The 15635-nt window shown below is 66.9% G+C and carries 9 protein-coding genes; 3 read left to right on the forward strand and 6 right to left on the reverse strand.

Features of this window, described 5'->3' with window-relative positions; genetic code table 11:
• Positions 1 to 10 precede the first annotated feature (10 nt).
• Together AC27VQ_RS09370 and AC27VQ_RS09375 are read left to right on the forward strand one after the other, a co-directional pair.
• Positions 11 to 277 carry a hypothetical protein gene (locus AC27VQ_RS09370; protein WP_488716072.1) on the forward strand — a complete coding sequence of 89 codons (267 nt, stop codon included), beginning with the start codon at positions 11 to 13 and terminating at the stop codon, positions 275 to 277.
• A gap of 3 nt (positions 278 to 280) precedes the next feature.
• Positions 281 to 790 carry a GNAT family N-acetyltransferase gene (locus AC27VQ_RS09375; protein WP_244759669.1) on the forward strand — a complete coding sequence of 170 codons (510 nt, stop codon included), beginning with the start codon at positions 281 to 283 and terminating at the stop codon, positions 788 to 790.
• Between the two features lie 28 nt (positions 791 to 818).
• On the opposite strand, the gene AC27VQ_RS09380 is transcribed toward AC27VQ_RS09375, so the two are convergent.
• Positions 819 to 1355, reverse strand: coding sequence for a glyoxalase superfamily protein (locus AC27VQ_RS09380; RefSeq protein WP_421591983.1), 537 nt, complete (start codon positions 1353 to 1355; stop codon positions 819 to 821).
• A gap of 212 nt (positions 1356 to 1567) precedes the next feature.
• On the opposite strand from AC27VQ_RS09380, the gene AC27VQ_RS09385 reads away from it, so the two are divergent.
• A complete protein-coding gene (locus AC27VQ_RS09385) occupies positions 1568 to 1858 on the forward strand; it encodes a hypothetical protein (protein WP_488716073.1) in 291 nt (96 codons plus the stop codon).
• A 94-nt stretch (positions 1859 to 1952) separates the two neighbouring features.
• Here AC27VQ_RS09385 and AC27VQ_RS09390 read toward each other — a convergent pair whose 3' ends face one another.
• From AC27VQ_RS09390 to AC27VQ_RS09410, 5 genes are all read right to left on the reverse strand, one after another.
• Positions 1953 to 8606, reverse strand: coding sequence for a hypothetical protein (locus tag AC27VQ_RS09390; RefSeq protein ID WP_488716074.1), 6654 nt, complete (start codon positions 8604 to 8606; stop codon positions 1953 to 1955).
• 200 nt (positions 8607 to 8806) lie between these two features.
• Entirely contained in the window at positions 8807 to 10879 is a 2073-nt protein-coding gene (locus AC27VQ_RS09395) for a hypothetical protein (RefSeq protein WP_488716075.1), read from the reverse strand.
• 1 nt (position 10880) lies between these two features.
• A complete protein-coding gene (locus tag AC27VQ_RS09400) occupies positions 10881 to 13688 on the reverse strand; it encodes a DUF4159 domain-containing protein (protein ID WP_488716076.1) in 2808 nt (935 codons plus the stop codon).
• Positions 13685 to 14605, reverse strand: a complete 921-nt coding sequence (locus AC27VQ_RS09405; protein ID WP_488716077.1) for a DUF58 domain-containing protein — start codon at positions 14603 to 14605, stop codon at positions 13685 to 13687. The genes AC27VQ_RS09400 and AC27VQ_RS09405 overlap by 4 nt, the downstream gene beginning before the upstream one ends.
• A 13-nt stretch (positions 14606 to 14618) precedes the next feature.
• Positions 14619 to 15632, reverse strand: a complete 1014-nt coding sequence (locus tag AC27VQ_RS09410; RefSeq protein ID WP_244759662.1) for an AAA family ATPase — start codon at positions 15630 to 15632, stop codon at positions 14619 to 14621.
• Between the last annotated feature and the right edge of the window lie 3 nt (positions 15633 to 15635).

Consider the following 15635-nt stretch of genomic DNA (forward strand, 5'->3'; position numbering starts at 1 on the left):
ATCTCCTTTTATGGCCGGTCGCGGCCTGAACTTGAATTCATTGATAGCGCATGGGCATGTGCTGGATAGGCGCTTTTTAGTGAACGGTGCGTTTTGCTCTTTGACAGAAGGAAAATTTCTGCTATCCGCGCAGATCAGCACCGGCGCTCAAGCCGGCGAGGAAGACGACAAGCATGTTCCATACGGGAAACCCACGACGACGCTGATGCTCCTGCTGCGCCCCCTCCGGCGGCGGCGCGATAACCCGCATCCCCAGCTTCGTATTCCGGTTCCCTGATCCATGAACATGCTCAAGCACGATATCGTCTACCTGACGGAAGATGCCTCCCACGACGCCGCAATCGAACATATCAACGAAGAAGCCTTCGGTCCCGGCCGGCATGTGCGCGCCGCCGCGCGCATCCGCGAGCAGGGGCCGCACGATCTGTCGCTTTCCTTCGTCTGCACGGATGACGGCGAGACGATCGCCTCGGTGCGCATGACGCCGGTTCTGGCCGGCGGCGTGAAGGCGCACCTGCTCGGCCCGCTGGCGGTCCGGCCCTCGCACAAGAACCGGGGCATCGGCCGCGAACTGCTCGCCATCGCCTGCGCTGCCGCCAAGCGGAAAGGCTCGGAAGCCGTCGTGCTCGTCGGCGATCCGCCCTATTACGGCCCGCTCGGCTTCGAAAAGGTCGCGTGGAATGCGCTGGCTTTTCCCGGTCCGGTCGATCCTGCCCGCGTGCTCGTCATGCCCTTTGCGGAAGACACGCATGAGCGGCTGAAGGGCGTCATCGCCTGGCGGGCGGAGTGACGAGGGGCAAGCCCCTCGTCGTTGCTTCCTAGTCCTTGTGCTCCATGAAGCGGATGCGGTTCTGGAAGGGGTCGGTGACCGTCACCTCCAGCCGCGTGCCTTCATCTTCGAGGCCTGGCTTCATATAGCGATAGTCCTTGGCGATCAGCTCCTTCTGGAAGGCGCGGATGCCCTTCATGTAGACGACCATGTTGCCGCCCGGCGTCGCATCGCCGGCGTGTTCCGACAGATGCAGCCGCAGACCGCCGCGCGAAACCTGCGTGTAGAGCGGGAAATTATCGCCGTAGCGATGCTCCCAGTCCGTCGTGAAGCCGAGGAAACCGAGATAGAATTCCTGCGCCTTCGGCACGTCGAAGATGCGCACGATCGGCACGGCCTGCTCGAATTCAATGCCGGCGGGATTCGGTTTTGCCTCGATCTTGGCCGACAGGATGTTCCAGGTGTCGGCGCCAAACTGGCGGGCGACGATTTCCAGCGCTTCGCTGTGGCTGATCTCGGTATTGCGGGTTGCAAGGGCTTCGCGCAGGGCTTTTGCCATGGCTTTGGCATCGCGGTAGTCGCGCATGTCCGTTCCTTTCGTTACGGCGAAGTCTTCGTCAGTGCCCGCATTGCCGACGCCTTCGCCCACGATGAACGGTGGAGAAAGGTTCTTTGGGAGGCGTTCGCCATGCCTTGGAAAGGCGCGGGTCTGCCGGCCGCCTCCGGCCGTGGTGGAACCATAGCGCAGGGAAGGGCGCTTTGAAAAGTCGCTTCTGTCATTCATCGAAAGGAGCGCGCATGGTATGCAAGGTCAATTGCATGGAGGATCGGATGCGCAGGAACAGAGCTCTTCTCACCGTTGTCGCGCTGGTAATGGCAGGCACTTTCGGCATGGCGGGCTGCACGACGGCCCCGTCCCAGGAGGCCGGCGCGCAGTATTCCAGCTCAGAAGCTCAGTTGCGCGCGCATCAGCGCCAGCAGCGGCTGCGCGCCGAGCGGGGCGGCTACAAGCGGCTTTATCGGCCGCAAGATTGCCGATCGGCGATTGGCAGCAAATGCAGCGGCTTCCCGACATACAATCCCTCCTGATCGACGACGCACATCAAACGAAAAGGCCGCCTTCAAACGCTGAGGGCGGCCTTTTCGATTCCGATCCGGACGACATATCGGTGAACGAGACGCTCTACACCGAAGCGCCGGCCTGCGACAGGGCGCTGATCTGCGCCGAGGTCATGCCGGAGAGCTGGCCGGGCGTGAAGGCATTGGCCTGTTCGGAGGTGAGGCCGGCCAACGTTGCCGTGCTGAGGCCGGAGATGGCGTTGGAGCTGAGCGCCAGGATGTGATCGACCGAGAAGCTGCCGAAATCGTCGGCACCCAGCGCGGCCGCCTGTGTTGCTGTCAGCGCGCCGACCTGATCGGCCGAGAGTGCGCCGATCTGCGTGGCGCTCAGCGCTGCCATCTGGCTGTAGCTCAGGGCAGCAAGCTGGGTCTTGCTCAACGCTGCGACGTTTTCCGTCGAGAGCGAGCTCATGGCGGCGGAAGACAGGCCCTTCAGGGCCGCCGGGCTGATCGCGGCGAGTTCGTCGGCCGAGATCGTCTGCATCTGGGCGGTCGTCAGGCCGGCGAGACCGGAGACACTGAGGGCGCCGATCTGCGCAACGGAGAAGGCTTCCAACTGATCGACGGTGAGCGCGCCGATCTGGGTGCTGGTCAGGCCGGAGATTGCGCCCGTCCCGAGGGCTTCGATTTCGGCGTCCGACAGGGTCGCGAGGTAGCTCGCCGGCAGGCCGCGAATGGCGGCGGAGCCGATGGCCGAGAGCTTGGCCAGCGAGAGCGTGTCGAGCGCCTGCGTGGAGAGGCCGGCCAGTGCGCCGGAGCTCAGCGATGCGACCTGTCCGGAAGACAGCGCTTCGGCCTGTTCCTGCGTCAGGGCTGCGGCCTGCGCGCTGGTGAGACCCGCGATGCCATAGGTGCTGAAGGCGGCGATCTGTGCGGCCGTCAGGGCGGCGATGTCGTCGGTGCCGAGCGTGCCGATCTGGCGGGAGCCGAGGGCGGCGAGCTGCGCCGTGGAAAGCCCCGCGATCTGGCTCGTGCTGAGCGCGTCGATCTGGCTTGTCGACAGGCCGATGAATCCGGCCGGGCTGAGGGCCGCGATCTGCTCAGCGCTGAAGCCGGACAGGATCGAGGCGGGCAAGCCCGACATGGCGATCGAGCTGATGGCGCTCATGTCGGCTGTCGAGAAGGTGTGCAGCTGGGCGGCGGTGAAGGCCGAAAGCTGGCGTGAGGTGAGTGCGCCGACCTGCGCACTCGTCAGCGCCTCGACCTGATCGGTGCTGAGCGCGGCGATCTGGTCGCTGGCGAGGCCGGAAATGCCGGACGGGCTCATCGCCGCGATCTGGCTTTCGGTCAGCGCGTGGAGCGCGGATGTCGAGAGACCGGCAATGGCACGCGAACTGATCGCGGCCATGTCATCGTTGGAAAACAGCGCGAGGTCATCCGTGCTGAGCGCGCCGATCTGGGTGGAGCTGAGTGCTGCGACCTGCGTGCTGGTCAGCGCCTCGGCCTGATCCGGAGCAAGGGCCGCCACCTGGCTGGTCGTCAGGGCCGCGACGCCGGCGGTGCCGAGGGCAGCGATCTGTGCGGGCGAGAGCAGCGCGATATCATCCGTGCCGAGGCCGCCGACCTGGGCGGAGCCGAACGCGGCAAGCTGGGTCGTCGTCAGGGCTTCGAGCTGGGTTGAGCTCAAGGCATTGACCTGCGTGCTCGTCAGGCCCGAACCGTTGAGGGCGGCGATCTGCGCCGTCGTCAGGACCGCGATCATCGCTGTCGAAAGGCCGGCGACCGCGCTGGAGCCGATCGCGCCGAGTTCACGGGCGGTGAAGGTTTCGATCGTGTCGGTGTGGAAGGCGGCGATCTGCGTCGATTTGAACGCCGCGATCTGCGTGCTGGTCAGCGCCTCCGCCTGTTCGGTGGAGAGCACGGCGATGTGCGCGGTCGTCAGGCCGGCGATGCCGCCCGTGCCGAGCGCGGCGATCTGCGCGGCCGAGAGGGCCGCGATGTCTTCCGTGGCGAGACCTGCCACCTGCTTGGAGCCGAAGCCGGCGATCTGGGCCGTGGTCAGGGCCGCGACCTGCGTGCTGCTGAGGGCGGCGATCTGCTCGCTCGTCATGCCGGAAAGCCCGGCCGGGCCAAGTGCTGCGATCTGGCTGGTCGTCAGCGAAGCGAGCATGCCGGTCGACAGGCCGGACATCGCGCTGGAGCTGATGGCGGCCATGTCGGCGGTCGAGAAGGTATCGAGGTCGTCCATGCCGAGGGCGGCGATCTGGCGCGAGGTCAGCGCACCGACCTGCGTGCTCGAGAGCGCTTCGGCCTGCGCCGTCGTCATGGCGGCGATCTGTGCGGTCGACATGCCGGCGACGGCGGCGGTCGAAAGGGCCGCGATCTGCGCCGTCGAGAGAGCTGCGATATATTCGGTGCCGAGCGAGGCGATCTGCCGGGCGTCGAGGGCGCGCACCTGGGCAGGCGTCATGGCGTCGAGCTGGTCGCTGGTGAGGGCCGCGATCTGCCGGGGCAGCAGGCTGCCGACGGACATGGAGTTGAGGGCGGCGATTTGGCTGGTGGAGAGGCCGGCAATCGCGCCCGTCGACAGGCCCGTGATGGCATCCGTGCCGATGACAAACATTTCGCGCGTCGAGAAGGTGGCGATCGCATTCGAGGAGAGCGCGGCCAGCTGCGTGGAAGAGAGCACGGCGATCTGCGTGCTGCTCAAGGCTTCGGCCTGCGCGGTGCCGAGAGCGGCCATCTGGCGGGCCGTCAACCCGCTGATGCTTGCGGTGCCCAGCGATGCGATCTGTGTGGTCGAAAGGGCCGCGAGCGTCGCCGTCGACATGCCGCCGATCGCATCCGACGTGATGGATGCGAGATCCTTGGAGGAGAAGGTGGCGATGTCGTCGGCACCGAGCGCTGCCAACTGCGTGGAGCCGAGCGCTGCGACCTGCGTGTTCGTCAGCGCTTCGGCCTGTGCGGTCGAGAGGGCTGCGATCTGCGCGGTCGTCATGGCGGCGATGGCTGCCGTGTTGAGAGCTGCGATCTGTTGCGGGGAGAGCGAGGCGATCTTTGCCGCCGACAGGCCGCCGATGGCGCCCGCCGTGATCGCGGCGATATCCTTGGTCGAGAAGGTGGCGATGTCGTCGGTGCCGAGCTCGCTGATCTGCTCGGAGGTGATGATGCCGATCTGGGCTTCGTTCAGCGCCTCGGCCTGGCTGGTGGTGAGCGTGGCGAGCTGCTGCGAGGTGAAGCCCGGAATGGCGCCCGCATTGAGCCCTGCAATCTGACCCGGAGTGAGAGCCGCGATGTTCTGTGTGGTCATCGCGCCGAGCTGGGCGGAAGTGAGCGCGCCCATCTGGCGACTGGAGAGCGCGGCGATCTGGCTGGTGCTGAGGGCTTCGATCTGGTCGCTCGTGAAGCCCGGAATGCCCGTGACGCCCAACGCTGCGATCTGCGCCGTGGTGAAGGCGGCGATTTCCGTGGGGCTGAAGGCCGCGATCTGCTGGCCGGTCAACATGCCGATCTGCGCCGTGGAGAGAGCGGCGATCTGGCCGGCGGTGAGGTCGTCGATCTGGCTGGTGGTCAAGCCGGGAATGGCCGACGAATTGAGGCTTGCGATCTGCTCGCTGGACAGCACGGCCAGATTTTCACCGAGCGCACCGACCTGGGCGGCCGTCAGTGCCTTGAGCTGGGCTGTCGAGAACAGACCGACCTGGATCGAGTTCAGGGCATCGAGCTGGGCGGTGGTCAGGCCGGAAATGGCGATGGTGCTGATAGCGGCGATCTGATCGGAGCTCAGGCCGGCGATGGTGCCCGTTGTGAAGCCGGCAAGCGCGCGGTTGGCGATCGCGGCGATCTGGGCCGTGGACAGGGCGCGGATGTCCTGCGATTCAAGGGCCGCGATCTGAATGGAGGTGAAGGCGCCGATCTGTGCCGTCGTGAAGGCGGCGATCTGGGCGGTCGTCAAGGCCTCGATCTGTCCGGAGGTCAGGCTGGCGAGCGCATTGCGGCTGAGCGCGGCGGCTTGCGCGGTCGACAGGCCTTTGATGGCGTCCTCGCTGAGGCCGACAGCGCCCTTGGTGATAGCAGCGATATCGGCGGTGGAGAAGGTCGCGATCTCCTGCGACGTGAATTCGGCGAGCTGGTCCGAAGTGAGGACGCGCACCTGCGCGGAGGTCAGCGCCTCGGCTTGTGCGGTGTCGAGCTCGGCGATCTGCGCCGTGGTAAGGCTGGCGATGACGCTGGTGCTGAGCGCGGCGATCTGGGCGGTGGTCAGCGAGCCCAGGAATTCCGGGTCCATGGCCGCCATCTGCGCGGTGGTCAGGCCGACGATCTGGGCGGTGGTCAGGACGGCGATCTCGTTGCTCGAGAGGGCGGCGAGCGCTCCGGTCGGAAGACCGGGCACCGCCTTGCTGTGGATCGCGGCGAGGTCGGCCGTCGAGAAGGTCGCGATATTGTCGTTGCCGAGCGCGTAAAGCTGGCTCGACGTCAGGGCGCGCACCTGCGCCGAGGTCAGGGCTTCGGCCTGGGCCGTGGTCATCACGCCGAGCTGCTTGGCGGTGAGGCTGGCGATGGTGCCGGTGCTGAGTGCCGCGATCTGGTCGGTGGAAAGGTTGGCGATAGCATCGGTGCCCAGCGCCGATATGGCCTTGCTGTTGATTGCAGCGATATGGGCCGAGGTAAGCGACTCGAACCCTTCCGGATCCAGCGCGCGAAGCTGCACAATGCCGAGTGCGGCAACCTGCAGCGTCGAAAGCGCACCGATCTGCTCGGTGCTGAGCGCGCCGATCTGCGCGCCCGTGAGGCTGGAGAAGGCGGCGGCGCTGAGGGCGGCGATCTGGGCGGTCGTCAGGGCCGCGACGGCGTCGGTGGTGAGGCCGGCGACCGACTTGTTGGCAAGGGCGGCGATATCGGCGGTCGAGAAGGTCTCCAGCGCTTCGGCGCTGAAACCCGACAGCTGGGTGGCGCTCAGCAGGCGAAGCTGTGCCGGCGTCAAAGCCTCGGCCTGATCGGCATCGAGCGCACCGAGCTGCCACGGCTTAAGCGCCGCGATCTGGCTGGGTGCCATCGCTGCGATCTGGGCCGTGCTGAGGGCGGCGAGTGCGTCCGTGCCGAGACCGAGCAGCGCTGCCGGCTGGAGGGCGGCGAGCTTCGTGCTGGTGAAGGCTTCAAACGTATAGGGATCGATCGCGCCGACCTGGGTGGCCGTCAGCGCGCGGATCTGCACGACGGTGAGGGCTTCGGCCTGCTCGGCCGAGAGTGTGTTGATCTGGGCTGTCGTCAGGCTCGAAATGGACTTGGCGCTCAGAGCGGCGATCTGAGCGGAGGACAATCCGGAAATGGCCGCCGTATTGAGGCCGGCAATGGCCGTTGCGGCGAAGGCGGCGATGTCCGCCGCCGAAAAGGCTTCGATCGTTTGGACGTCGAGCACGGAGAGCTGCGTGGACGTGAACGCCTTTGCCTGGATCGGCGTGAAGGCTTCCAACTGATCCATATCGAGGGCGCCGACCTGTGCCGAGGTCAGGCCCGTGATCGCGCTTGCGTTGATGGCGGTGATCTGGCCGGTGCTGAATTCGGCAATACCGGCCGTGCCGAGTGCCGCGATCTGCCAGGCCGCCAGCGCGTTGACCTGCGCGGTCGTCAGCGACGCAATCTGATTGTCGGACAGCGCTGCGATGGCACCCGTACCGAGGCCCTTCAACGCCTTGGCGGTGAGGGCGGACATGGCGTCTGTCGAAAGCGCTGCGATGTCCTCGGAGGACAGGCCGGCAAGCTGTGACGAGCTCAGGGCGCGGATCTGAGCGGATGTCAGATTGCCGATCTGGTCGGAGGTCAGGGCGCTGACCTGCGTGGCGGTCAACCCGGTGATGATGTTTGCAGTCAGGCCGGCCATCTGCGCGCTGGAGAGCGCGGCGATGGCGCCTGTGCTGACGCCGGAGAGCGAACCGATGGAAATGGCGGCAATGTCGGCGGCGGAAAAGGTGAGAACGCCAGCCGAGCCCATGGCGGTAAGCTGTGCGGCCGTCAGCATCTTGGTCTGGGCGGGCGTCAGCGCTTCTATCTGATCGACGTCGAGTGCACGGATCTGCGTTGCGCTGAGACCGGTGATGGCGGTGCTGGTGAGCGCCGGGATCTGCGTCGAGGTGAAGGCTGCGACAGCCGCGGTCGAAAGCGCCGCGATCTGCGCCGGCTTCAGCTGGGCGACCTGCGCGGTGGAGAGGGCGGCGACCTGTTCGGGCGTGAGCGCGGCCATCTGCGCGTTCGAGAAGCCGGCGAGCGCCTGTGCGTTCAGCTTGCCGATCTGCTCGTCCGAAAGCAGCGCAATGGCCGCCGTGCTGAGGCCCTGCACGGCCTTGTAGTTGATCGCAGCCATATCCTCGGTGGAGAAGGTGGCGATCTCCTCCGGCTCGAAGACGGCGAGCTGGGCGGCGCTCAGGACGCGCACCTGCGCCGAGGTCAGTGCTTCGGCCTGATCTTCCGTCAACGCCTTCACCTGGGTGGTGCTGAGGGCGGCGATCTGGTTGGGGGTGAGGCTGCTGATCGCCCGATCGAGCGCACCGAGCTGTTCCAGGGTCAGGCCGATGATGGCGGTCTGCGATATGGCGCTCAACTGGCCCGAGCCGAGAACCTCGATGTCTTCCGCTTCCAGCGCCGCGATCTGCTTGGAGGAAAAGGCATTGAGCTGCGAGGTCGTCAGCGAGGCGACGTCCTCGGTCGACCAGCTCTGGATGGCTGCTGTCGAAAGCGCCTTGATCTGGGGAATGCTCAAGGAGGAAACGATCGACGTCATAGGCAAAATCCTGAGAAAATGAGACGAAAGAACAGACGAAATCCACTATCGGTCAGTCTATGCGTTACAGGCGTGAGCTTGCCTGAGCCTGTAGTTGCAAGCGTCATCATTCGGCACGCGGTAAGCGGCCGGTTTTCTGCGGTTTCGGATAGGATTTTCGACGATGAAAAAGGGGGAAAGCGGGGCGCCTTCCCCGCCTTTTAGCGGCCTTCGCGATACCAGGTGGCGGAGAAGGCGAGGAGTAGCAGGCCGATACCGGCAAAACCGGCGAAGAGCGGCAGCGTATTGATGCCCTTCAGCACGGTCTCATCCGTCATGCGCAGCGACAGCCTGTTCTCGTCCACCGTGCGGACCTGGCCGGAAACCGGCAGAAGCGGCGGCAGCGAGACGGCGTTGCCGCTCTCGTCGACCAGCCGACGCACCGTGCCCTTGGTGGCATCGGCGAGCGGCTTCAGGGTCTCGGTCGTCGAGATCGTCGCCTTGAATTCCGGCGCATCGACCGCGCCGACATGCACCAGCGCATTGAGATCGTCGTTGGTGATCTCGTAGAGGCCGGTCTCGGTGGTCGGGATCTCCGTGCGATAGAGGCCGGGTTCGGCTTGCGTGAGCTTCACCTGTTCCGTCTTGCCGGAGGGCAGCTTGAGCGTGGCCTCGCCGGGTGCGTCGCCGATCGTCTGGCGGTTGATCTGCAGGGTCCGGCCGAAGGTACGCGCCGTCAGCGCCTCTTCCTCCAGCGCCGGTTCCTGCATTAGCCAGTGCGCCGTGCGCCGGTAGAGCGAGACATGCGGGCCGCCGCCTTCGAAACCGCGGGCCCAGAGCCAGCCCTGATCGGAGAGCAGCATGGCGACGCGGCCCTTGCCGGCGCGGTTGAGCACCAGCAGCGGCTTGCCGTCGTTTGCTTCCATCACGACATTGCCCTGCGGGCGCTGCACATCGACGGTGCGGAACCAGCGGCCCCAGTGCGGCGGCTCCGAATCGGCCCCTTCGAGGCCACGCGTGACGGGGTGTTTCTTGCCCTGCTCGGAAAGCCGTGGATAGAAGGGCGCGACATTCATCTCGCCGGTCGGATTGGCCGGCAGCACGACGGAGAGCGGCGTGCTGGCAATCGAATCGTTGCCGGCATGTTCCGGCCCCGCCGCGATCAGCAGCGCGCCGCCGTTTTCGACATATTGCGCGATGTTGTCGTAGTAGAGGATCGGCAGCACGCCGCGGTGCTGGTAGCGGTCGAAGATGATGAGGTCGAACTCGTTGATCTTGTCGACGAAGAGTTCGCGCGTCGGGAAGGCGATCAGCGACAGTTCGTTGATCGGCGTGCCGTCCTGCTTTTCCGGCGGGCGCAGAATGGTGAAATGCACGAGGTCGATGGCGGTGTCCGACTTCAGGAGGTTTCGCCAGGCGCGCTCGCCGGCATGCGGCTCGCCGGAGACGAGCAGCACGCGCAGGTTCTCGCGGATGCCCTCGATGACATGGACCGCGCGGTTGTTGGCGGTCGTGATCTCGCCCTCAACGGGCTCCACCGCGAATTCGAGGATGTTGTTGCCGCCGCGCGGCACGGTGAAGCCGAGCGGCTGTTCCGTGCCGGGCTCGGCGATCTCGGAGGCGATCTCGTTGCCGTTGAGGCGCACGGTCACGCGGGCAGTGCCGCCGGGGCCGGCACCATCGTCCACCACGCGGAATTTCAGCTCCTGCTGCTCGCCAACAATGCCGAATCGTGGCGCGCTGACCACCTCGATACGGCGGTCGAATTCATCCGGCCGGCCGGTGACGAGTGCATGGACGGGGGCGTCGAAGCCGGAGAAGGCACCGGCCTCGGGAATGTCGTGCACCTGACCGTCGGTGATGAAGATCGCGCCGCCGACGCGTGAGCGGGGCACGTCGGCGATCGCCGAATTCAGGGCATCGAAGAGGCGGGTGGAAGGTGTGTCCGACGTGCCGTCGACGCCGGCTTCGACGATGCGGGGTTCGATGCGCGGGTAACGGGAGAACCGCTCCTTGAGGCCGGCGAGGGCGGCGTCCGTCTCGGCCGTGCGTTCGGCGCTGTCCTGGCTCTGGCTGCGGTCGACGATGACGGGCACGACGGTCGACAGCGCCTCGCGGTCCTCCTGCATCAGCACGGGATTGGCGAGGGCCAGAACAAGCAGTGCAAGAGCAAGCGCGCGCACGAATGCGCCTCGCAGGCCGCGCCAGAGGCCGAGGGCGGAAAGCAGCATGCCGAGAAGGCCGATGAGGGCAATGGCGATCCAGGGCAGGAAGGGAGAGAACTGTACGGTCATGTCACTGCCCCAGCCGCTCGAGGAGGGCGGGCACGTGGACCTGGTCCGCCTTGTAGTTGCCGGTGAGCATGTACATCATGATGTTGACGCCGGAGCGGAAGGCGTGCTCGCGCTGCACCTCGTCCGGCGGCACGGTCGGCAGCAGCGCCATGCCGTTGGCATCGACCGCCCAGGCGCCGGCGAAATCGTTGCCGGTGATCATGATCGGTGACACGCCGTCGCCCGCGCGGGCCGGGCGCGACGGATCTTCCTTGCGGTCGAGCTCGGCCTCCACCCAGAGCGGGCTTCCGGCATAACGACCGGGGAAATTGGCGAGCAGATAGAAGGCCTTGGTCAGGACGTGGTCGGCCGGGACGGGCTCCAGCGGCGGAATATCGAGATTGGCGAGGATCGCCTGCAGGCGCTCGGTGTTCGGGCTCGCCGAATTGCCGTCGAGCGAGACGAACTGGTCGCGGGTGTCGAACAGCACGGTGCCGCCGTTACGCATATAGGCGTCGATGCGGCTGATCGCGGCGCTGGAGGGCATTTCCGCAGACGCACTCACCGGCCAGTAGATGATCGGGTAGAGCGACAGTTCATCCTTGGCAATGTCGACGCCGACGGGTTCGCCGGGTTCCAGCGTCGTGCGGTAGGTGAGGAATTCGGTGAGGCCGGCGAGGCCACGCTCGGAAATCCGGTCGATCTCGCCTTCGCCGGTCACGACATAGGCGAGATGCGTCGTGTCGAGCCGCGAGAGGATCGTGTCGTCGCCGGGTTTGGCATCGTCAGCACGGCTTTCACCGGGCAGCGCGACCAGCGCGCCGACCGCCAGCGCCAACAGCACGGTGGCCGCCGCGCCGCGGCTCGGCATGCGCCGTGCGGCCGCGGCAAAGGCGCCGCCCATGAAGAGCACGATGGCGCAATCGGCGAGCAGCAGCAGAGCGGCGAGCGTGAAGAGATGCGGTTTCAGCGACCAGGTTTCCTTGCCAGCGAGCGGTTCGCGCAGCACGCCGGCACCTTCGGCGACGGCCAGCGGGCGGATTTCGTAGCCGGCTGGGAAGAGGTTGTGTGCGACATAGCCGTCCTCGGTGCCGTAGAGGCCAGGCGGGTTGTCGAAAGTGGCGATGGCCTTGGCGCCATCATTGGCGGCGAGCGGCTTGGCCTCGCCAGTGGCGGCGGCCAGCGTGCCGTTGGCGGTCATCAGGCGATAGGGCGGCAGGCGCTGCGCCTCACCCCGCTTGGAGGAGACGCCGCCGCCGCGCGACAGCTGCACGGTGCGGCGAAGCATTTCGACGAAATCGCCCGACAGCGGCAGGTTCGACCAGCCGGTTTCCGCGCTGATGTGGAAGAGCACGATGCGGCCGGAGCCGAGCGGGCCGGTCGTGACCAGCGGCGTGCCATCGGCAAGGCTTGCCCAGGTGCGCTCGGCCAGATCCGGTGTCGGCTCGGCCAGAACCTGGCGCTTGATCAGGATATTTTCCGGCGCGCGCATGCCGAAGAACGGGCTGTTTGCCGGATAGGCCGAAAGCGGCTGCGGCTCGGACCAGGACAGCGCGCCGCCAAGCGCCCGTTCGCCCTTGCGCAGCAGCACCGGCACGAGCGGATCGTCGGCGGGGGCTGCGGCGAGGCGCGGGCCGGCAAAGCGGATCAGCATGCCGCCCGCTTCCACCCAGCGCTTCACCTCGTTTTGCACATCTTCCGGTAGGCGGCCGATATCGGCCATGATCAGCACGGAGGGGTTCTGCTCGATGATTTCAGGCACGGCGACCGAGAGGTCGGCGACGCTCGGCTCGATCAGGTCGGCATAGGGGGCAAGTGCCCGGTTGATATAGTGCAGCGGCGAAAGCAGCGGCTGGCTCGCATCCACCACCTCGCCGGACAGGAAGGCGACGCGGCGGCGGCGGAAGCCGTCGTCGAGCAGATAGGTGCCGCCGGCATTGGCGAGGCCGTCGACGGTGAGGCGGGCGAAATCGTTGCGCAGCTCGAAGGGCGCGGTGATCGTGCCGGTCGTGGTGGTCGCACCGGCGGAGAATTCGGCAGTACCCGTCGCGATCGGCCGGCCGCGGGAATCGTGCGCGGTCAGCGGCAGGCTGCGCGGCGCGCGGCCATCGAGGCGGGTGAGGGTGACGGAAAGGGCATCGGCGCCGTTGTTGGCGGCCGTAACCGCGACGGCGGAAGCGCCGTCGCTCTCGATCAGGCGGAAGTCGGCGGGCGACAGCGCCTTGAGGGCTGCGACCGTCTCGTCCGTTTCGCTGCTCGCCATGCCGTCGCTGATGAAGGCCACGGTGCCGGGCGCGGTTCCGTCGAGCGCGGTGCGCAGCGACGCGACGGCGGAAGCCCGGTCGGCAGGCAGCGGGCGCGGCTCAGCGGCGGCGAGGCGGTTGCGGGCGGTGATGGCATCGACGGGCACGGCGTCGTGCTGGCGGTCGGCGGTGAGGACCAGCGAGATCGGCACGTCGCGGCTTTCGGCGTCGTCGATCAGCGCGGTGGCGGTCTCGACGCGGCGCGGCCAGTCGGTGGCCGACGCCCAGGTGTTGTCAACGACGAGGACGAGCGGGCCGCTGGAAGCCAGCGTGTTGGTGCGCGGATTGAAGACCGGATCGGCGATGGCGAAGATCACGGCGGCGGCCATCAGCATGCGCAGCAGCGTCAGCCACCACGGGCTTTGCGCCGGCGTCTCCTCCCGCTTCAGGATGGAGGCGAGGATGGCGAAGGGCGGGAAGACTTCCGTGAGCGGCTTCGGCGGTGTCAGGCGCAGCAGCCACCAGATGACGGGCAACAGCACCAGCGTCGTCAGCACAGCGGGAAAGGCGAAGGCAAAGGCGCTCATCGGGCGCGGCCCTCCGTCTTCATGGCCGGCATGCCGGAGAGATACATGTGCACGGCGACCAGCGCCTCGGAAGCGAGCCGGTCGGTGCGGTGCGGCACGAAGCTCCAACCGAGATGGCGCAGATTGTCAGCCAGGGTCTCACGGCGCGCGGTATAGGCGCGGGCATAGTCGTCCTTCAGCGTCTCGGCGCGGCCGGCCGTCAGCTTCTGGCCGCTTTCGGGATCGGTGAATTCGGTGCGGCCGGTATAGGGGAAGGTTTCCTCTGCCGGATCCGCGATCTCCACCACATGGCCGCGCAGGCCGCGGCGGGCGAGCGGGCCGAGGCGGTTCATGACATCCTCGACAGGGTCGAGGAAATCGCCGATCAGCACGATATCGCTGTTGCCGCGGATCATGCCGGTTTCCGGCAGGCCGCCGGTCGTGCCGTTGTGCATCAGGGCGGTGGCGAGACGCTCGGCGGCGTTGCGCGCGGCGATCGGCTCCATGATGCCGGGGCAGCCGATGCGTTCACCGGAGCGGGCGAGTATCTCGGCGAGCGCCAGCATGAGAACCAGCGCGCGGCTTTCCTTCGAGACGCTGCCGAGCGTCGATTTGTACATCATGGATGGCGAGAGATCGGCCCAGATCCAGACGGTGTGGGCGGCCTCCCATTCGCGGTCGCGCACATAGGTATGGTCATCGCGCGCCGAGCGGCGCCAGTCGATGCGCGACAGGCTCTCGCCGTCGACATAGGGGCGGAACTGCCAGAAGTTCTCGCCGATGCCGCGCTTGCGGCGGCCGTGCCAGCCGGCAATCACGGTGTTGGCGAGGCGCTGGGCTTCGACCATGCAATCGGGAATGAGGGCCGCACGCGCCTGCGCCCGCGAAAGCACCTCGCGGGTCGGGGTTGGCGCGACGATCTGGCCGACGGATGCCATGCGCTTTCCTTATTCAGCCGCCCGCCTGCCGGACGAGCCCTGCAATGACGTCGCGAACGGACATACCTTCCGCGCGCGCGCCAAAAGTCAGCGCCATGCGGTGCTGGAGGATCGGCTCAGCCAGTGCCAGCACGTCATCGACGGAGGGCGCGAGGCGGCCTTCATAGAGCGCGCGGGCGCGGGCGCAGAGCATCATGGCCTGGCCGGCGCGCGGGCCGGGACCCCAGGCGACATGCTTGTCGGTGGAGGCCACACCATTGCCGGGACGGGCCGAGCGCACGAGCGACAGGATCGCGTCGAGCACTTTTTCGCTGACCGGCATCTGGCGGATGAGGGTCTGGATCTCGATGAGGCGGGCCGCAGTGATGGCGGCCTCCGCATGGGCCTCGTGCACGCCGGTGGTTTCGAGCAAGATCTGCCGCTCGGCGGCCAGTTCTGGATAGTGCACATCGACCTGCAGCAGGAAGCGGTCGAGCTGGGCTTCCGGCAGCGGGTAGGTGCCTTCCTGCTCCAGCGGGTTCTGCGTCGCGAGCACGTGGAAGGGTTTCGGCAGGTCGTTCGGCCGGCCGGCGACGGTGACATGATATTCCTGCATGGCCTGGAGCAGGGCGGACTGGGTGCGCGGCGAGGCGCGGTTGATCTCGTCGGCCATCAGAAGCTGCGTGAAGATCGGGCCGGGCACGAAGCGGAAGGAGCGCTTGCCGTTGTCGTCCTGATCCATGACCTCGGAGCCGAGGATATCCGACGGCATCAGGTCCGGCGTGAACTGGATGCGGCTCGAGGCGAGGCCGAGCACGGTGCCGAGCGTGGCGACGAGCTTGGTCTTGGCGAGGCCCGGCACGCCGACCAGCAGCGCGTGGCCGCCCGAGAGCACGGCGAGCATGGTCTGCTCGACCACGCTTTCCTGGCCGAAGATGACCTTGGCGACTTCCTTGCGGATGAGGGCGATGTCGGAAAGCGCCCGTTCGGCCGCGGCGATGACGGCTTTTTCGTCCAGGCCGGACTCGGAGGAATTCTGAACGCCCATCTT

The sequence above is a fragment of the Shinella sp. 20P9.1.1 genome (genome assembly GCF_057798995.1).

Bases quoted from the DNA above. Each gene is read 5' to 3' on its own strand.
- AC27VQ_RS09410 (WP_244759662.1), bottom strand. From the start codon at position 15,632: ATGGGCGTTCAGAATTCCTCCGAGTCCGGCCTGGACGAAAAAGCCGTC.
- AC27VQ_RS09395 (WP_488716075.1), bottom strand. From the start codon at position 10,879: ATGACCGTACAGTTCTCTCCCTTCCTGCCCTGGATCGCCATTGCCCTC.
- AC27VQ_RS09405 (WP_488716077.1), bottom strand. From the start codon at position 14,605: ATGGCATCCGTCGGCCAGATCGTCGCGCCAACCCCGACCCGCGAGGTG.
- AC27VQ_RS09390 (WP_488716074.1), bottom strand. From the start codon at position 8,606: ATGACGTCGATCGTTTCCTCCTTGAGCATTCCCCAGATCAAGGCGCTT.
- AC27VQ_RS09380 (WP_421591983.1), bottom strand. From the start codon at position 1,355: ATGCGCGACTACCGCGATGCCAAAGCCATGGCAAAAGCCCTGCGCGAA.
- AC27VQ_RS09375 (WP_244759669.1), top strand. From the start codon at position 281: ATGAACATGCTCAAGCACGATATCGTCTACCTGACGGAAGATGCCTCC.
- AC27VQ_RS09385 (WP_488716073.1), top strand. From the start codon at position 1,568: ATGGTATGCAAGGTCAATTGCATGGAGGATCGGATGCGCAGGAACAGA.
- AC27VQ_RS09370 (WP_488716072.1), top strand. From the start codon at position 11: ATGGCCGGTCGCGGCCTGAACTTGAATTCATTGATAGCGCATGGGCAT.
- AC27VQ_RS09400 (WP_488716076.1), bottom strand. From the start codon at position 13,688: ATGAGCGCCTTTGCCTTCGCCTTTCCCGCTGTGCTGACGACGCTGGTG.